Origin of the sequence: Spirosoma soli, from assembly GCF_042684525.1 — a bacterium.
Lineage (GTDB): Bacteria > Bacteroidota > Bacteroidia > Cytophagales > Spirosomataceae > Spirosoma > Spirosoma soli.
This window is the reverse complement of sequence record NZ_JBHULN010000004.1, coordinates 298,726-314,770: the sequence shown is the minus strand read 5'-3', so window position 1 is coordinate 314,770 and position 16,045 is coordinate 298,726. Positions and strand designations below refer to the sequence as shown.

The window sequence follows — 16,045 nt, the reverse complement described above, 5'->3', positions numbered from 1 at the left end:
AAAATTTAGCCGTTGAGCGGAGTCTCCAGACTCCGCTCGGGCGTTACCCGGTCTCTGACCGGTCTTGTTTATCTCTATTCCGGTCAGAGACCGGGTAACGCCGGGGCTGGTCCGCCGTCACGGTAGTCTGAAGACTACGCCCAACTGCCTAAACACAACTTCATCAGTACAAATTGGCGTTACGGTCGTAGTTTTAGGCCGGAGCAGATCACAATTGCTTCAGTCTATTGACCACCGTACATACCATGAACCATAGTTACCAGATCAGCGATCCAGCGGCTGCTTATTTCCTTACGTTACAAGTCATTGATTGGGTAGACGTCTTTAGTCGACGTGTCTACCGCGACATTGTGCTGGACAGCCTAACCTACTGTCGTCAGCACAAAGGCCTCGAAGTATTCGGCTACGTCGTTATGACCAATCATGTGCACCTCATGGTTCGCGCTCGCCACGAAAACCTATCCGACGTACTGCGAGATTTAAAAAAATTTACGGCCAACACTATATTAAAAGAGATAGCGGCCAATGAAGTGGAAAGTCGTAAAGACTGGATGCTGAAGCGATTTGAGTTTGCAGCACAACGCCACGTACGCAACTCAACCCGTCAATTCTGGACCCACGAGAACCACGCCATCGAAATCATAACCAATAAATTTATCGATCAGAAGCTCAATTACATTCACCAAAACCCAGTACGCGCGGGTTGGGTCGAAGAGCCCCAGGAGTATCTATATTCAAGTGCCCGCAATTACGCGGGTCGTCAGGCCCTCATCGACATTGATTTACTTTAGCGGCTGAGCGGGAGCGGCTGAGCGGGAGCGGCTGAGCGGGAGCGGCTGAGCGGGAGCGGCTGAGCGGGAGCGGCTGAGCGGGAGCGGCTGAGCGGGAGCGGCTGAGCGGGAGCGGCTGAGCGGGAGCGGCTGAGCGGAGTCTCCAGACTCCGCTCGGGCGTTATCCGGTCTCTGACCGGTGTTATGTTACAGAGCTACAGTCCCGGTTAGCAACAGCATACCGGTCAGAGACCGGAGAACACCTGGGCATAGTCTGGAGACTATGCCCAACCGCCCAACCTCTCGACCGCCCAACCAGACAACCACTCAACCACGCTAAAACGCCCAACACCGGACGTTACTTAACGAACCACTACCTCAGTCGTACTTCCTCCAAAGGAACAATCGCTTCCTCTCAAGCGTCTACAAGTAGACACCGCTTACCCAGTTATGACGCGACGACAGTATTTTGTAATCATCCTGATCTTAGGAACATTATCCACCATCAGCCCATTCGCCATCGACATGTACTTGCCGGGCTTTCCGGCGATTGCCCGTGATCTTCACACATCCATTGCCCAGGTTCAGCTTTCGTTAACTGCTTACTTCATCGGTATTTCGGCCGGACAACTTTTGTATGGCCCCCTCCTAGACCGATACGGCCGGAAACGACCGCTCTATGTCGGCTTAACTGTTTATATGCTGGCCTCCCTGGGGTGTGCCCTGACCAACTCGATAGAAACCCTGATCGCCATGCGGCTACTACAGGCCCTCGGCGGATGCGTTGGTTTGGTTGCGGCTCAGGCCCTGGTCCGTGATCTGTTTCCCATCAACCAGACCGCCCAGGTGTTTTCTCTACTCACGCTGGTAGTCGCCGTCTCTCCCATGATTGCCCCCACTGTGGGCGGCTACGCAACCACCGCGTTTGGCTGGCATGCCATTTTCATCATTCTCGCCGGCATTACCGCCCTTATCCTAATTGCTATTCACTTCGCCTTACCTGATGGCAGGCAGCCCGACCCTACGTTATCGCTACGGCCGACGGCGGTATTAGCCAACTTTTACACCGTCCTGAAGCAACCCCAATTTTTGACGTATGCGCTGGCAGGCGGCTTCGCCACATCAGCCCCGTTTGCTTACATCGCCGGTTCGCCCGACGTGTTCATGAACATCTATCACGTCAGCGAACAGGAATACGGCTGGATTTTTGCTGCCCTCGCAGTGGGTATCATTGCGCCAACCCAACTGAATCATATTCTGCTCAAACGATTCCGGAGCGAACAGATCGTACATACTGTCCTGATTTACCAGTCCGTCGTTGGCCTGCTGCTCGTCGTTGGCACCTGGGCTGGCTGGTACAACCAGTACAGCCTTATTGTCATGCTGTTCCTATTCTTATGCGGGCAAGGGTTGACCAACCCGAATGCCTCTGCCCTTTCGCTCGCCCCCTTCGTCCGACACGCCGGTAGCGCAGCCGCCTTGATGGGCAGCTTCCGCATGGGTTTAGGGGCAATCGTCTCGGGAGTAGTCAGCTTATTGCATAATAACACCGCCATTCCGATGGTGGCGACCATGACCGTCTGCGTCGTCACAGGGTTAGTAACCCTACTCATCGGCGAAAAAGCCGTTCGTCAAATGCAGCCGACAGCTACTGAAGAATCCCTTTCCGAAGCTACGTTGTAAACACAAGTTGAATAGTAAGCGTAATCAGGCAGTCGAGTAAGACGGGTGGTTAAGCCGTTGAGTAGTTAGCCAATTGAGCGAGCCGTTCAGCGCAGTATTAGACTACCGCACCGGCTTGGGTGTTATCCGGTTTATGACCGGCGTTTGTTACGTATATGTTCCAATCACACACTGCGACTAGATACCGGTCATAGACCGGATAAGGCTGGGCCATAGTCTGGAGACCACGGCCAACACCAGCCACTATCAAGGCCGTAGCCAGATACACATTGACCAGCCCTCACCGGCAATTGTAAAATAACTTCCTATCTTTGTTATGAATGTTAAATAAAAGGTTTTGGCAGCGACTCATTCCCAATCGTAAAGCCCCCACACGTCAATCAGACGCTTGCTTCTGGCAAGTAGACATCCATTCGCACCTGATTCCGAACCTGGACGATGGCGTGAGCGATCCAGACGAAGCCGTGACCTGTCTTAAACAACTGGCCGACTGGGGTATTCGGAAAGTCATCACCACTCCGCACGTCAGCCGCGACTGGTATCCGAACACAACCACTGCCATTCAGGAAGGTCTGGCGGCCTTGCAGACGATTATTGCCGAACACGAGCTACCAATCACCGTCGACGTAGCGGCCGAATATCTCCTCGACGACTTCTTCCCGGACCGCCTTAATACCGGCGACCTGCTTACCTTTGGCGCCCAACGCTACCTCCTGATTGAAACGGGCTGGTCGGCTCCTCCGCTGCATCTTGACGATATACTGTTCCGCATCCAGACCCGCGGCTACACACCGGTGCTGGCCCACCCCGAACGGTACAAATATTACCACGACAACAAACAGGCGCTCACCCAGCTCCGCGAAACTGGGTGCCGACTTCAATTGAACTGGATGTCGCTCACGGGGCGCTACGGCTCAAGTGTTGAAAAACAGGCCCGGCATCTTCTTCATGAGCACAGTATCGACTTCATCGGTAGCGACATGCACAAGCCCAGCGACCTGAACACGATGGAACGCCTGCTCAATCCAACGGATCTCAAACTGATCGCAGAGCAGCCGTTGCTCAACCAGTCGTTGATTGATTAAGCCTTACGGTATCTACTTCCTTCTCTTCTTAGCGCATCTCCTACTGCAACTACTAACATATGTGTTAGCTACAGCTTGTAGCTACCTATGCACTATTTTTCATTAAGCTACCGATTTATATACTGATACTTAAATAAGGTCACAGGTAGTAGCCCTTGTCTATACTAGAAAATTGGCATACTTAAACATAAAATTTACAATACGTTTAATAAATATACTTTGACTCACCCATTCATACTGTTACTTTTGATATTATACAAACTAAGTATTATTCACCATTAAAACTACTCGTTAAATAGAGTAGATTTTGAATACTTAGCTCTTTATTTAATCAACAAGTTATTATATATGCTTATTAGTATCATAAATTAGTTTACTTTATATTTATGTCAACAACTAATAAAGCGTTTGCCACCAGTTTCTAAATTGATCATTAATACTCATAAGCTGATAGAATGACTGTTTAGAGATCATAATTACATCAACTAGAGTCGAATGCCTGTTCACACACGTAAACTTCAACATTACATTATGAGCACAGTCTATTGCAAAATCGATTCTATCAAGAGCTAATCAAGAACCCACCGTTCCTCAACAACCTACACATAATGAAAACGAGCAACTATCCTTGGCGTTCCACTTGCCTACAAGCTATGTCTGGACAAGAATTAACCCTGCAGTTAGAAGAATATATTCCCAAAGACTGATCAACGTCGCACTAACTGGAAGCCTTACTATGTAAACGCTCCTAGCTGTCAGCAGTCTTTTATTTTCAACTTTCCTAACATCTTCTCATCTATTCATATAGAAAGTGGGAGCTTGACCTATAAGGATAAAGTAGAAGCAATCAGCCAGTTAGCCAGCGGTATTAATAATCAATTCCCAGTGGCTCACGTAGCGTCATAGAAGCTGATACCCATAATATCAATTCGGTATCGCTATGGATGCTTAATGGGTTTACCGATCCGAGTAATAGTGACTAATCCACTAGATAAGCCATTGGCTAATAACAAAGTAGTATTCCCTCAACTATCTAAACGGCGTGTAAACTAACTGGCACGCTATATACTTTATGTCTGTTATTACCTCACTCAAACAACCTGTCAGCTTAAGGAAACGATCCAATGTAATTAACCTCAATGTATCATTGGGTAATTACCAGCATGTCCGCGATTGGATCATTAATGCAGCTCAGAGAGGAGACTCCCGTACAGTCTGCTTCGCTAATGTCCATATGGCTGTTGAATGTAGACAAAAGCCCGATGTAGCCAGAGCCGTTAATAATGCGGACTGGGTGACCCCAGATGGTATGCCACTGGTTTGGGCAATGCGTTTGTTATACGGTATACAGCAAGACCGTATAACTGGAATGGACATGCTGCCTAGCTTACTTGAACAAGCAGCGGAGCATAAGATTCCTGTCTTCTTTTACGGTTCAACTGCTGATGTGTTGGAACGTAGCGAAAAAGCGTGCCAACAGCTGTTTCCCAGACTCATTATAGCAGGAGCCTACTCGCCACCATTTAGAAAGCTAACAGAAGAGGAGGAAGAAGAAGAAATTAACCTTATCACAAAATCGGGAGCTAAACTGGTGTTTGTCGCCTTGGGCTGTCCTAAGCAAGAGCTTTGGTTAAGTCGGATGAGGAATCGTATTCCAGCAGTTTTGTTAGCAATTGGAGGAGCACTACCTGTTTTAGCTGGCGAAGTTAGCCGGGCACCTCTTTGGATGCAGCGAGCAGGTATGGAATGGATTTTTAGACTCGTTCAGGAACCACGTCGTTTGTTCAAACGCTACGCTGTCACTAACTCTGTTTTCGTTTACTCCCTGATAAGGCAAAAACTCAGTTTATTCCTATTCCAGGATATTAATCTGAAGTATTACTATCAGGACGTAGACCTTAATAGCTATTTAGAAGAAACAGGGCAACTATATAAAGTTGAAAATAGCTAGACCTGTATCAGATCTGCTTTCTTAACAAGACTTCGGTATATAGTCAATAATTGAGTTTCGTTAGCCTGAGGAGTAAAATTAAGTTTGTAGGAATCTATTGCGTTAGATCTATAGACTTCTTTTTGCTCCTCTTTTAATTTGCTCCAAAAGTGAAGCTTATCTACTAAATCGTTACTATCATTTACGGTAAAGTGTAACCCATTTTCTTTATGGCTGATTAAAGATGCCATGGCTCCGAAGTTACTCGCTATAACTGGTGTACCGAGTGACAATGCCTCTAAAATAACCATAGGCATACCTTCGTACCAGATAGACGGAAAAATCAAGGCATTACATGTCTGCATAGCCTGTAAAACTGCTGATCTGTCTAAAGGTCCTAAATAATGGATGTTCTCACTTCCTTCAGAGAGACGTTTGACCTTACCGGCTAAAGGCCCCTCACCCGCAATCTGCAAAGTATAACCTACCTGAGCAAACGCAGATAGAAGTACCTCTGTCCCTTTCTCTTCGCTCAAACGTCCAACATACAGAAAATGCGAGCCTCTTTTCGTGGACTCGTTGTTATAGTCTACTACAAAGTTCGGCTTTACAACAAATTTTTCTGGTAACACATTTAGAGTTGAGGAGACATATACTTCTTTTGCAAAATCAGTAAGAACTATGTATCTATCAACTAAAGCCCATGTCTTAATAACTCGATGAAACCATCCAATAAACGATAGCCAGAACGTTAAGATGTATGAATGCCGAAAAACTTTATTACGAACGGCTTTCCAAGGAAAGTATGCTTTAATACTATCGGTAAACAGGTGTCCATTGTTCATCAGGGAGCCCGAAGGACATAACAACCGATAATTATGCAATGTGTACACAATTGGTACCTCCATACGATTCGCAACTCGAATAGCAATAGGTCCAATAGCATAGTGTAAATTATGAATATGAATTACATCAGGTGAAAAATCAATGATTTCGTCCTTCAAACGCTTGGCTACAAACGAATTCCAGATTGAGAGCACAAATTGCATTGATCCAAGTACTCCTGGCTTATTATGCATTGAAAAAGACCTTACCTGGTTAGATGATCTAATTAAATCCAATTCATGTTGAAACACGCTATCTTCACCACCATAAACCTGATAGTAGCTATGAATAAAAAGGATTTTCATTTTTAAGAAAATAATGTATTTAAAATCTTATATTTGATACGCTCCGGAACGGAGTAAGGACGTACAAATTGTTTTATAATTTTTTCATCTAACTTTATGTCAGTGTGAAAATTAAATACCGTGCAATCTGACGTATCAAGAGTTGTTTTAAACCTATTATATCTCTCATTAGTGTGAGTTGCCTCAGGTGTTTCTAATCCAATATTAAGTACTTTTGACGTAGCAGGGTAAACTGTATATAATCCATGTTTAAACTGATGGTAACACCACCTAATAGCCCAAGAGTTTATCTTACCAGCCATTTGGCGATCTAACATAAATGATAAATCTGACCCCATTTTATTGAAAAGAACCCTATCCTTACTATTGCTTTTAAAATCTAGATAATCATGGACGGTCCAATCTATAACATTCCATCTATCCTTCCATGTAGCCCATCCCCATGAAGAAGCTCTCATAGTAAAATAAATATCCTGTCTATTTAAAATATTTAATGGCATAGTAAAACCAGAAATAGAGAATATTTTTTCATTATATAAGTAATAATCTAAAGCTTGATTCATATACATTATAAAATTTTCGCTGGTAACTAAATCGTCTTCAAGTACAATCGCTTTCCCATAATTATTAATAACCTGAGAAACCCCATTAATAATAGAATTGGCTAGACCTGTATTTTCATCAGCCTCATGTATAACAATTTCCTTAAAACCAGATATATTTTTTACAAATTTTCTCACCTCAATAACTTTATCCAAGTCTTCACTGGTTTTTGGTGAATCTGAAAAAATAAACAAACAGCTTTCTTTAGCTAAAATATTCTTTTGAAGAGCTGAAATTGTATGATATAACGTATCATACCTCTTGTAGGTAAAGATTAATATAGGGGCTAGATCAGTAGGTATATTCATTTAAAACAATTTATGATATAAGAAGCAATAACCCGTGAGGTATCCAAAACAAAATACAAATATGGCCATTTTGTGTTTTGAGCCCAATGCCATCTAATCCTTAAGTTATTGGGCGATTTTAATAAAACAAAATTATCAAGTAAATATCTAAAACTTTTTTTGTTCTTATGAACTGTGTTTAAAGCGGTATCATCTATATAACTATAAACAACCGATTTGGCATTAATATACAGCTGATAACCTGCTCTTCTTGCTCTTAATGACAACTCTTCATCAGCCATATAATGGGGGAAACGCTTTTCATTAAATAAGCCTAATTCTTTAAAAACCGATGATGGAAACAGGCTACCCCTTCCAGGAAGTAGATCAGTATCTATAAGTTTATAATTTTCTTTTACTTTATTGTAACTAGACGGTAATGGAATAGCCGATGAGTACTTTGCAAGCCATTGATTCCATTTAATACCGGCAAAAGCTACTCGGTCACTATTATTAATATCTACGGAAACGCTACCAAGTACTGATTTTGAATGAATACCAGCGGAAGAGATTAAAGAAGAAAGGTAATCTTCTTTAACAATCAAATCATTATTCAGAGTTAGTATAAAATCAGCTTTATTTTCTAAGGCATAGTCTACACCCACATTTGTCGCTGCCGCCCACCACATTTTATCGTCGCCTTCTAACAAAACAACGTTGGGAAATTCCTTTTTAATTAATTCTTTAGTTCGATCAGTGGAACCATGATCTACTACAACTATTTTAAAGTGATTATAACTTTGGCTAAATAAACTTAACAAACACTCTCTGGTATAATGGTATCTATTAAAGACAGGTATAACAATATAAACCATAACAACAATTTAAGTTAAATCTTTTAACAGAATGTTAATCAAATTAAACTTTTAATCGACTAAAACTAATACACACAGTAATTGACGATAATCATATTAATGCAAAATTTATTATTTATTAAATTTAATAAATTTTGCCGGATTTCCTCCCCATATCTCATTAGCAGGTACTGCTTTAGTTACTACAGAGCAAGCACCAATCACAGAGTTATCTCCTATCGTTACTCCTTTAAGAATCGTACAATGAGCACCTATAAATACATTATTCCCTATATACACACTTTGCTTATTAACATCCTGAAAAATTTCTATCTCTAAAATCCTATTTTTATAGTTCAAACTATGAAAATCAGTATCATATATAACTGTGTTACCCCCTATTCTAACATTGTTGCCAATTTTTATTAACTTGTTACAATGAATAGCAGTACCACTTAAGCCAACGTTATCGCCAATGAGTATACTACCGCTATTTGCTATAAGAAAGCATTGCTGCTGCCTACCAATTAAAGTGGACGACATACCATTATTCATTTTGAAATTACGTCCTATAACTATTTCCCCACCTCCATATGTGTCAACTATAGGAATACCTGTTGTCTTGAAATTCGAAAATTTTACATCAAATACTTTAAATTTATAATACGTCATAGCATAGGATACTTTGGAAAAAATAACACGAAATAGCTTCCTAGGAACTAAATATGAATATTTTAGCAATTTGTTCATAACTGGTACTTTTGAAGAACAACTCTATTAGGTCCTTTATATAAAACTGCGAATGCTTTGTTAAAAACATAAAAATATAATATCAGTGTAAGGGTACCTGTGTAAACTGTAGCTTGGCCCACTATCAGTAAAACATTAAATCCAAACAAAGACAAAATTAGCAAGAAGGTCATTAAATCTGTCACTTGAAATATTTTCCTATTAATATAATCGAAATAAAAAGCCATAAAGAATATTATAATAAATGTACCATATCCATATTGAAAATAAAGCTCTGAAATAATGCCTGTCCTTATACCCATGTCAATTCCATACAACTTCATCCATGTATAAGCGCTACCAGACATTATCATCTCTTGCTTATCGTATCCAAACGCTTCTAATATTGTAGAATTCATAAACGCCCCAAATGCGCTTTTTAAAAAATCATAGTTCTTAATTGACCCTGGATCATACGTTTTAAAAGAATATACATAGTCAGTATATTCAACTCCAATTGGAAATTTTTCAATAATTGTTGTAATATCTACGCTATTATTTTCTCCACTGCGCAACGACGAAAGCCCTGTATACATTATTATCATTAAAGCAGACAGTGATATAATTGCTTTCCAATTTATTTTATTACTATGTTTTACCGTACATATATAATACATGTAGATCCCAGATATTGAAGCGGCCAACAAAACTGCCCTTTTACCGTCAATCAAGCTAATAAATGCAAATATTATAATTAGTATAACATATTTATACTTATACTTTCTGTTTAACGAATAAAAGATTAACCCTAAAATACTTATTATTATTAAAAACTTATAACCATAAAGTGGCCCGTAATTATAATTGTACATATCTGAAATTATTGACTTACCAAGTAAGATAGGAACAAAGCCTAGGGAAAGTAATGTTGAAACAAAAAAAGCAAAAGGAAATAAAAACAAAATTATATTACAAATAGGGTTTAAAGTAATATAACTATTAAGAGACACTATATATTTCCGATTTATAAATATTAGCTCCGACACCTTAAAGCCTATAGATAATGAAATCAAACAAAGTATATAAAAGTTATCTGCATCTTCATTGTCAATATTTAATTTACTATCTATAACTGATACGCTATTTAAAAATAAAATCCCACACAAATAAAATATAAACCAAAAATACAATATAACTTTATTTGCGCTGTATTTTACACTCGAAGTTACAATCAAAAATATTAATATTAACGTTAGGGTAGACCAGTTAATGTAATGTACAAATCTATAATTACCAAAGTATACGCTAACAACAAAATTTACCAATAATGATATTGATATAAAAAAAATGGTTAAATAAATATTAATTTTGAATGTATTCATCTGAATTTAGATTAAGTGTTTTTCTTCATCTTATAAACTATTCTAGAAAGCTGTATAGGTGCTACAAGCATTCCATTAAAATTAGAAAGTACAATTGCAATACAAATACCAAATACACCTAACGATAAACGAACTGATAAATAATACGCCAAAGGAATAAATATAATAATTACAACAACTGATAGCCAGAATTGTAGATTTACTTTGCTTAAACCATTGAGTACTTGAATAAAAATTGATGAGAAACAATTTGTACATATAATAATTGCTGCCCCTAAACTATATGAAAATGGGATTTGAATGTTATTGCCTATCCACAACTTATATATGTCATCAGAAAGCATTAAGGCCACACAGCAGCCAACACATATAAATAACCACATTAACAACAATTTCTTGATTAATCTTTCTATCCATTCATAATCATTACTGATATAGGCGTTTGTAACGGTACTCCATACTGGACTAATTATTATACTAAAAGATATAGCACCAACACTAAACAGCTTAAATGCAATATTAAATTCTGTTACATTTTCAAAAGAGAAATATTTGCTTATTAAAAAATTCGTTGATTGATACTGAACTACATAAGCTATGTTTACAATAAAAAATTTAACCCCTAATGAAAAAATTGACTTAACATGCTCTAAATCGGGGAGCATATGTATATTGAGCAACCCACGCCTTTCTATAAAAAAATATTTAGAAAAAAGTATAAAAAATGACAATATATTCCCAAACATTATTATAAATCCTAATGAAATCAAAGAAGGCTGCGAGTATTTTTTTAAGATAAGTACCCCTACTAAACCAAATATATTACCTAATAGGTTTGAAAAAGATACCATGCTTGACCTTTGTATCGCGTAATATATGGGAGTAATTATTTGAAATATAAATTGTACTGAAAATAATATTATCACACAATAAAATAATTCCTTCAATTCCTCTCTATAAACTTCAGAAACGCCCAGCAGAGAATCCCAATTTACATGATTAACAGCAATAGAGCCTATTACTAGTATAAAAAAAGATATAACTATCAAAACAAATAGAGTAGTGTTTACTATCTTTCTTTGTGCGTCAATATCATTTAATGCAATAGCTTCTGCATATTTATTTCTCAAACCATTTCCAAAACCTATATCAAGCAACCCCATCCAACCAATGAAAGAACTTATGGTAAGCCAGATACCGTATCTTTCAGCGTTAATATAGTTAATAATTAACGGCACATACAATAAATTTACAATAACACTTAATAATTTAATTAAGAATGAAAATATTATATTCTTTTTCATTCTTAACGAACGTACATTATCAGATAACCTAGCCATAGCGATTACTTCTCTTTCTAAAACTGGTTTACTTCTACTGCTTTTTTAAATAGTAAGTCCTTTAAATCTTCAACATATAGTTCATGTCTTAACTTGTTTATGTACCAATTATTCCATGTGTCACGTATATCATAACCCAAATTATTTTTTTTTATTATAAGGTTTATATGCTCTACAAACCTTTGTCGATGAGCAAGCATTAATTCTAACGTATCTTTTCTTATTTTATAAGGGTTCACATTGCGCTTGCTTAATATATCAACTGCCATACTTACATCAGTTGAATTAGCTTTACATATTATAGAGTTATATATGTTATAAAATATATCTCTTCCTCCTTTAGACTTTGTCGAAACTACTGGTATCCCACATAGTAAATACTCAGTGGACGAATACATAGCTCCTTCTACTTTTGATAAAGCTAAACCCACATATGATTGATTATAAACACTTGCTGACTCATCGCTTGTTAAGAATACTATTGCACCATTTTCTTTATAATTCTGCCAGACAGCGCTATGTAAATTTTCTTCCAAATATTTTTTATATTTTGTATTATCGTATTTATAAGTTATCAAAGTCAAACCTTCTATTTTAGAACATAAGATATGCCTTTTAAATCTACTTAATACTGCATTATATACTGCTTTGTATTTTTTTTTATTATTATTAATGTCAAAAATATTTTCATCTATAAAGCAATTATGGTTACAATATATGGCATTTATTTTCAGAAATTTTAGAATTTTTAATTCCTTTTGAGTATTACATAATATTGATACATTAATCTTTGGGTACAAAATCTTGTTTTTAGCAATAATATATATCATTTGTATTATCTCTTTAATACTTTCAATGCTCCACCACAATCCACAAATAACGTAGATTTTTCGATCGATGTACGGATACAACTCCTTTGAAAAATCATTTAAGTTTATGTGTGAGTTAAGAGTTATTATGCCAATACTAGGATCAATAACTGTTCCGAGGTATCTCTTGCGAGTATTTCTTTTCATAGCATTAGTTTTTGTAAAGTATATTTCCTTCAATTTGTAATTCCGTTAAGAGCGTCAATATACATGATATGTAATGATATTATTTTATATCAGCGGCTCCAATAAATTGTTACGCAACTATTAGAACGCATTTACATTATCACTTATCATATTTTTTACAGTTAGCCAACAAATCCATATATCGATAAATATATTTATCTTTTTACGGTAAAACCGATCATATTTTATTCGGTGCTGCATTTTCATCAATTTTTCTGTTTCCCCTCTACAACCTCGTACTTGAGCTAAGCCTGTTATGCCTGGCTTGACTCGATACCTCTTTCTATAGTCCGGCATACTGTTCCAAAACTGTGCGCTATGTTGAAGTGCATGTGGTCGCGGTCCAACAACACTCATATCACCAATGAGTACGTTTAAGAACTGAGGCATCTCATCCAGATTCGTTTTCCGCAGAAAGCGGCCTAAGCGGGTAACCCGATTGTCCTGCTTAGTGGCCTGTTTGAAAGCCGCGTTAGGCTTGTGCTTCATTGTCCTGAATTTGAAGCAGTAGAACCAATTTCCCCGGTATCCGGTCCTCTTCTGCACAAACAATACCGGACCTGGTGAGTCAAGCTTGATTAGTATGCCAAGTAAGGGTATTAACCAGGATAAGATCAGAATAACTACCAATAGCGAGAAGCAAACGTCGAATACCCGTTTTCCTCTGTGTTGGTAGGTGAATTCAGCGTGCCGGGTCCGTGGCTCCGCATACACGTACAGGGGTTTGTAGTGTGAGTCAAGACTAAGCATAAAAATCAAATTTTAAGTGTAGTATGTCAGGTTGGAACAGAAAAGTCGGTATTATCACTAAGCACCCCCCAGGCGAGGCTTTTTATCCCCCCTGCTATAGTAGTCGCCGTAGCTATAGCTGTAGTAATACGATTCGCCTTCGCCTACGCCGTTCAGAATGATGCTCAGCTTCTGGAACCGGTTTTCCTTATAAAGTGTATCGAGCATCTTCAGGTAGTTCTTTGGCGTATGGTCGTGGCGCACCAGGAACATGGTGGCATCGGCAAACGGCGCAATTAACTGTGAGTCAGTTACCAGGCCCACCGGTGGCGAATCGACTAATACGTAGTCGAAACGGGCTTTGAGCTCATCGAACAACTGCGCCAGTCGGGGTGAGCTTAACAACTCAGCCGGGTTCGGCGGCAGTGGCCCCGCCGTAATGATGTAGTAATTTTCGTAACCAATAATAGGGCGCAACAGCTCGTCGATGGTCGCTTCGCCAATCAGGTAATTGCTCAGACCAGCCCGGTTTTCTATGTGCAGGCTCTTGTGCAATTTGGGCTTGCGCATATCCATTTCCAGGATAACCGTCGTGCGGTCGACCAGTGCCAGACTAGCGCCCAGGTTCAGCGAGATAAATGACTTGCCTTCGCCACTAATGCTGGAGGTAAACAGCAGCACCTGGCTTTTGTGCGGGTCACTGCGCAGAAACTGAAGGTTGGTACGTAGCGCCCGGATCTGTTCGCCAATAACCGATTGCAGTCGTGGTTTAAAAATCATGTTATCAGCGGCTATCTGGCGGCTCTTCACGATTTCACCCAGAATAGGCACCTGCGTAGCTTCTTCCACATCCGACCGACGCAGAATGCGATTATTTAGCGCGTCTTTCGCACTGATAATTCCTACTGGAATGAGCAGGCCAAGCAGGCTAAAAATCATGAAAATGGTCATTTTAACCGGCTTCACGGGCTTACTTCCCGTACGGGCGGCATCTACCGTGCGGCTATCCGACACCGCCGAAGCAGCCGACAACGCCGTTTCTTCCCGCTTTTGTAGCAGGTAGGTATACAAACCATTTTTGATGGCCTGTTGGCGTGTAATGTTCAGCAACGCCCGCTCTTTACCGGGCACCGTACGGATCATGTTTTCCATACGTCGGTTGTTCGTCATCAACTGATTCTGGTTGCGGGTCAGCTGCTGACGCATGGTCTGGATGTTTTCGTTGATGCTGGTCTTCATCGTCTTTATCTGACTATCCAGCGATTGCAACAGCGGGTTGTTGGGTGATGTAGTTCGCGACAACTCATCACGTTTCAATTCCAGCTCAGACAACTTTGTCAGCAAACCCATCAGAACCGGATCACTCATGCCGAGCGTAGCGGGCGCTACGCCTTTATCACCCGACTGATTCTGCACGTACCGCTCCACTTCTTCCAGCGCACTGAGCCGGATATTCACTTCGTTCAGTTGCGTATCGTTTTCTTTGACCGTTGTCAGAAACGTTTGCGCTTGCACGCTCAGGTCCGTAATGCCCTGCGTTGATTTATACAGCTCTACTTCTTTTTCAACGCTGGACAGTTCACCCGAAATCAGCCCTAACCGGTCTTCAATGAACGAAAGCGTGTTGCTGGCCTCTTTGTTTTTGTCAACAATGGCTTCTTTGTTATACTCGTTAATAAGCTGATTCAGAATGGCCTCACCTTTGTCGGGCACCCGCTCCTCCAGGTTCATCACCAACACCGTCGACTGCTTGGCGGTTGGTTCAACCTTTAGGTTTTTCAGGTAGTCTTCAACAGTCCCTGTACGGTCAGATACCATCGCAATAACGGGCTCCAGCTTACTGCTGATGGGTTTTCGAGTAAACACACGTAGCTGACCGTAGGGGGTCTTGATGCTTTGATTTACCGGATAATTCTGACCGTTCAGCTGTACCGTTTTACCATCCACGAATTTGAGTTCCAGTTCTTCGGTATACAGTTGTGGCTCAGGTTTTTCAACAATCAACCGAATGGGGGAGTCATTGTAGATCTCTTGCTTGAACGTATTGGTTGGATGGTAATACCGAACATCCAGCCCCAGGTTGTTCACCACCCGATCCATAAGGGTGTAGGATTTCAGAATTTCCATCTCGTTTTCCACCACTTTGCTGGTCGTGAAAATGTCGAGTTCCTTCATTAAACTCTGGTCGGAAATGCCTTTCTTTTCGTCTTTGATTAACAGGCTGGCCTGCACCTTGTAGACCGGTGGCTGGTAGAGCAGGTACACATAAGCCGCTGCCAACGCCAGCAATAGTGACAACACAAACCAGGGCCAGTTGCGCACATAGCGCATCAGCACGGCACGCAGGTTAGGCTGTTGTTCGACTTCGTAAGCCTGGTACGGGGTATATGGATTTGTAACCATGTTCT

The 16,045-nt window shown here is 40.2% G+C and carries 13 protein-coding genes; 4 read left to right on the top strand and 9 right to left on the bottom strand.

All coding sequences use genetic code 11. The features are described from left to right. Positions 1–245: 245 nt before the first annotated feature. The 4 genes from ACFSUS_RS09160 to ACFSUS_RS09145 all read left to right on the top strand — a co-directional run bounded on the left by ACFSUS_RS09160 (position 246) and on the right by ACFSUS_RS09145 (position 5,489). Positions 246–791, top strand: coding sequence for an REP-associated tyrosine transposase (locus tag ACFSUS_RS09160; RefSeq protein WP_381521769.1), 546 nt, complete (start codon positions 246–248; stop codon positions 789–791). Positions 792–1,220: 429 nt separating this feature from the next. Continuing rightward, positions 1,221–2,453, top strand: a complete 1,233-nt coding sequence (locus tag ACFSUS_RS09155) for a Bcr/CflA family multidrug efflux MFS transporter (RefSeq protein ID WP_381521767.1) — start codon at positions 1,221–1,223, stop codon at positions 2,451–2,453. Positions 2,454–2,773: 320 nt separating this feature from the next. Then, positions 2,774–3,538 carry a tyrosine-protein phosphatase gene (locus tag ACFSUS_RS09150; protein WP_381521765.1) on the top strand — a complete coding sequence of 255 codons (765 nt, stop codon included), beginning with the start codon at positions 2,774–2,776 and terminating at the stop codon, positions 3,536–3,538. A gap of 1,072 nt (positions 3,539–4,610) precedes the next feature. Further along, on the top strand, positions 4,611–5,489 hold the full coding sequence (locus ACFSUS_RS09145) for a WecB/TagA/CpsF family glycosyltransferase (RefSeq protein ID WP_381521763.1): 879 nt from the start codon (positions 4,611–4,613) through the stop codon (positions 5,487–5,489). Here the strand turns inward: ACFSUS_RS09145 and ACFSUS_RS09140 are convergent. The 9 genes from ACFSUS_RS09140 to ACFSUS_RS09100 all read right to left on the bottom strand — a co-directional run bounded on the left by ACFSUS_RS09140 (position 5,486) and on the right by ACFSUS_RS09100 (position 16,040). Continuing rightward, a complete protein-coding gene (locus ACFSUS_RS09140; RefSeq protein WP_381521761.1) occupies positions 5,486–6,658 on the bottom strand; it encodes a glycosyltransferase in 1,173 nt (390 codons plus the stop codon). The two genes, ACFSUS_RS09145 and ACFSUS_RS09140, sit on opposite strands and share 4 nt — an antisense overlap. A gap of 2 nt (positions 6,659–6,660) precedes the next feature. Next, positions 6,661–7,569 (bottom strand): hypothetical protein, encoded by a 909-nt coding sequence (locus ACFSUS_RS09135; protein WP_381521759.1) that lies wholly within the window; start codon positions 7,567–7,569, stop codon positions 6,661–6,663. Beyond that, the gene (locus ACFSUS_RS09130) at positions 7,566–8,423 is read right to left on the bottom strand and encodes a glycosyltransferase family 2 protein (protein WP_381521757.1); all 858 of its coding nucleotides are present in this window, start codon (positions 8,421–8,423) and stop codon (positions 7,566–7,568) included. The genes ACFSUS_RS09135 and ACFSUS_RS09130 overlap by 4 nt, the downstream gene beginning before the upstream one ends. 111 nt (positions 8,424–8,534) lie before the next feature. Next, entirely contained in the window at positions 8,535–9,152 is a 618-nt protein-coding gene (locus ACFSUS_RS09125) for an acyltransferase (protein ID WP_381521755.1), read from the bottom strand. Next, positions 9,149–10,513, bottom strand: coding sequence for an O-antigen polymerase (locus ACFSUS_RS09120; RefSeq protein WP_381521754.1), 1,365 nt, complete (start codon positions 10,511–10,513; stop codon positions 9,149–9,151). Before ACFSUS_RS09120 ends, ACFSUS_RS09125 begins: the two co-directional genes overlap by 4 nt. 11 nt (positions 10,514–10,524) lie before the next feature. Then, positions 10,525–11,817, bottom strand: coding sequence for a lipopolysaccharide biosynthesis protein (locus ACFSUS_RS09115; protein WP_381521752.1), 1,293 nt, complete (start codon positions 11,815–11,817; stop codon positions 10,525–10,527). Positions 11,818–11,870: 53 nt separating this feature from the next. Next, positions 11,871–12,869 (bottom strand): glycosyltransferase, encoded by a 999-nt coding sequence (locus ACFSUS_RS09110; protein WP_381521750.1) that lies wholly within the window; start codon positions 12,867–12,869, stop codon positions 11,871–11,873. A gap of 120 nt (positions 12,870–12,989) precedes the next feature. After that, a complete protein-coding gene (locus ACFSUS_RS09105) occupies positions 12,990–13,658 on the bottom strand; it encodes a sugar transferase (RefSeq protein ID WP_381521748.1) in 669 nt (222 codons plus the stop codon). Positions 13,659–13,715: 57 nt separating this feature from the next. Beyond that, entirely contained in the window at positions 13,716–16,040 is a 2,325-nt protein-coding gene (locus tag ACFSUS_RS09100) for a GumC family protein (RefSeq protein ID WP_381521746.1), read from the bottom strand. Positions 16,041–16,045: the final 5 nt, after the last annotated feature.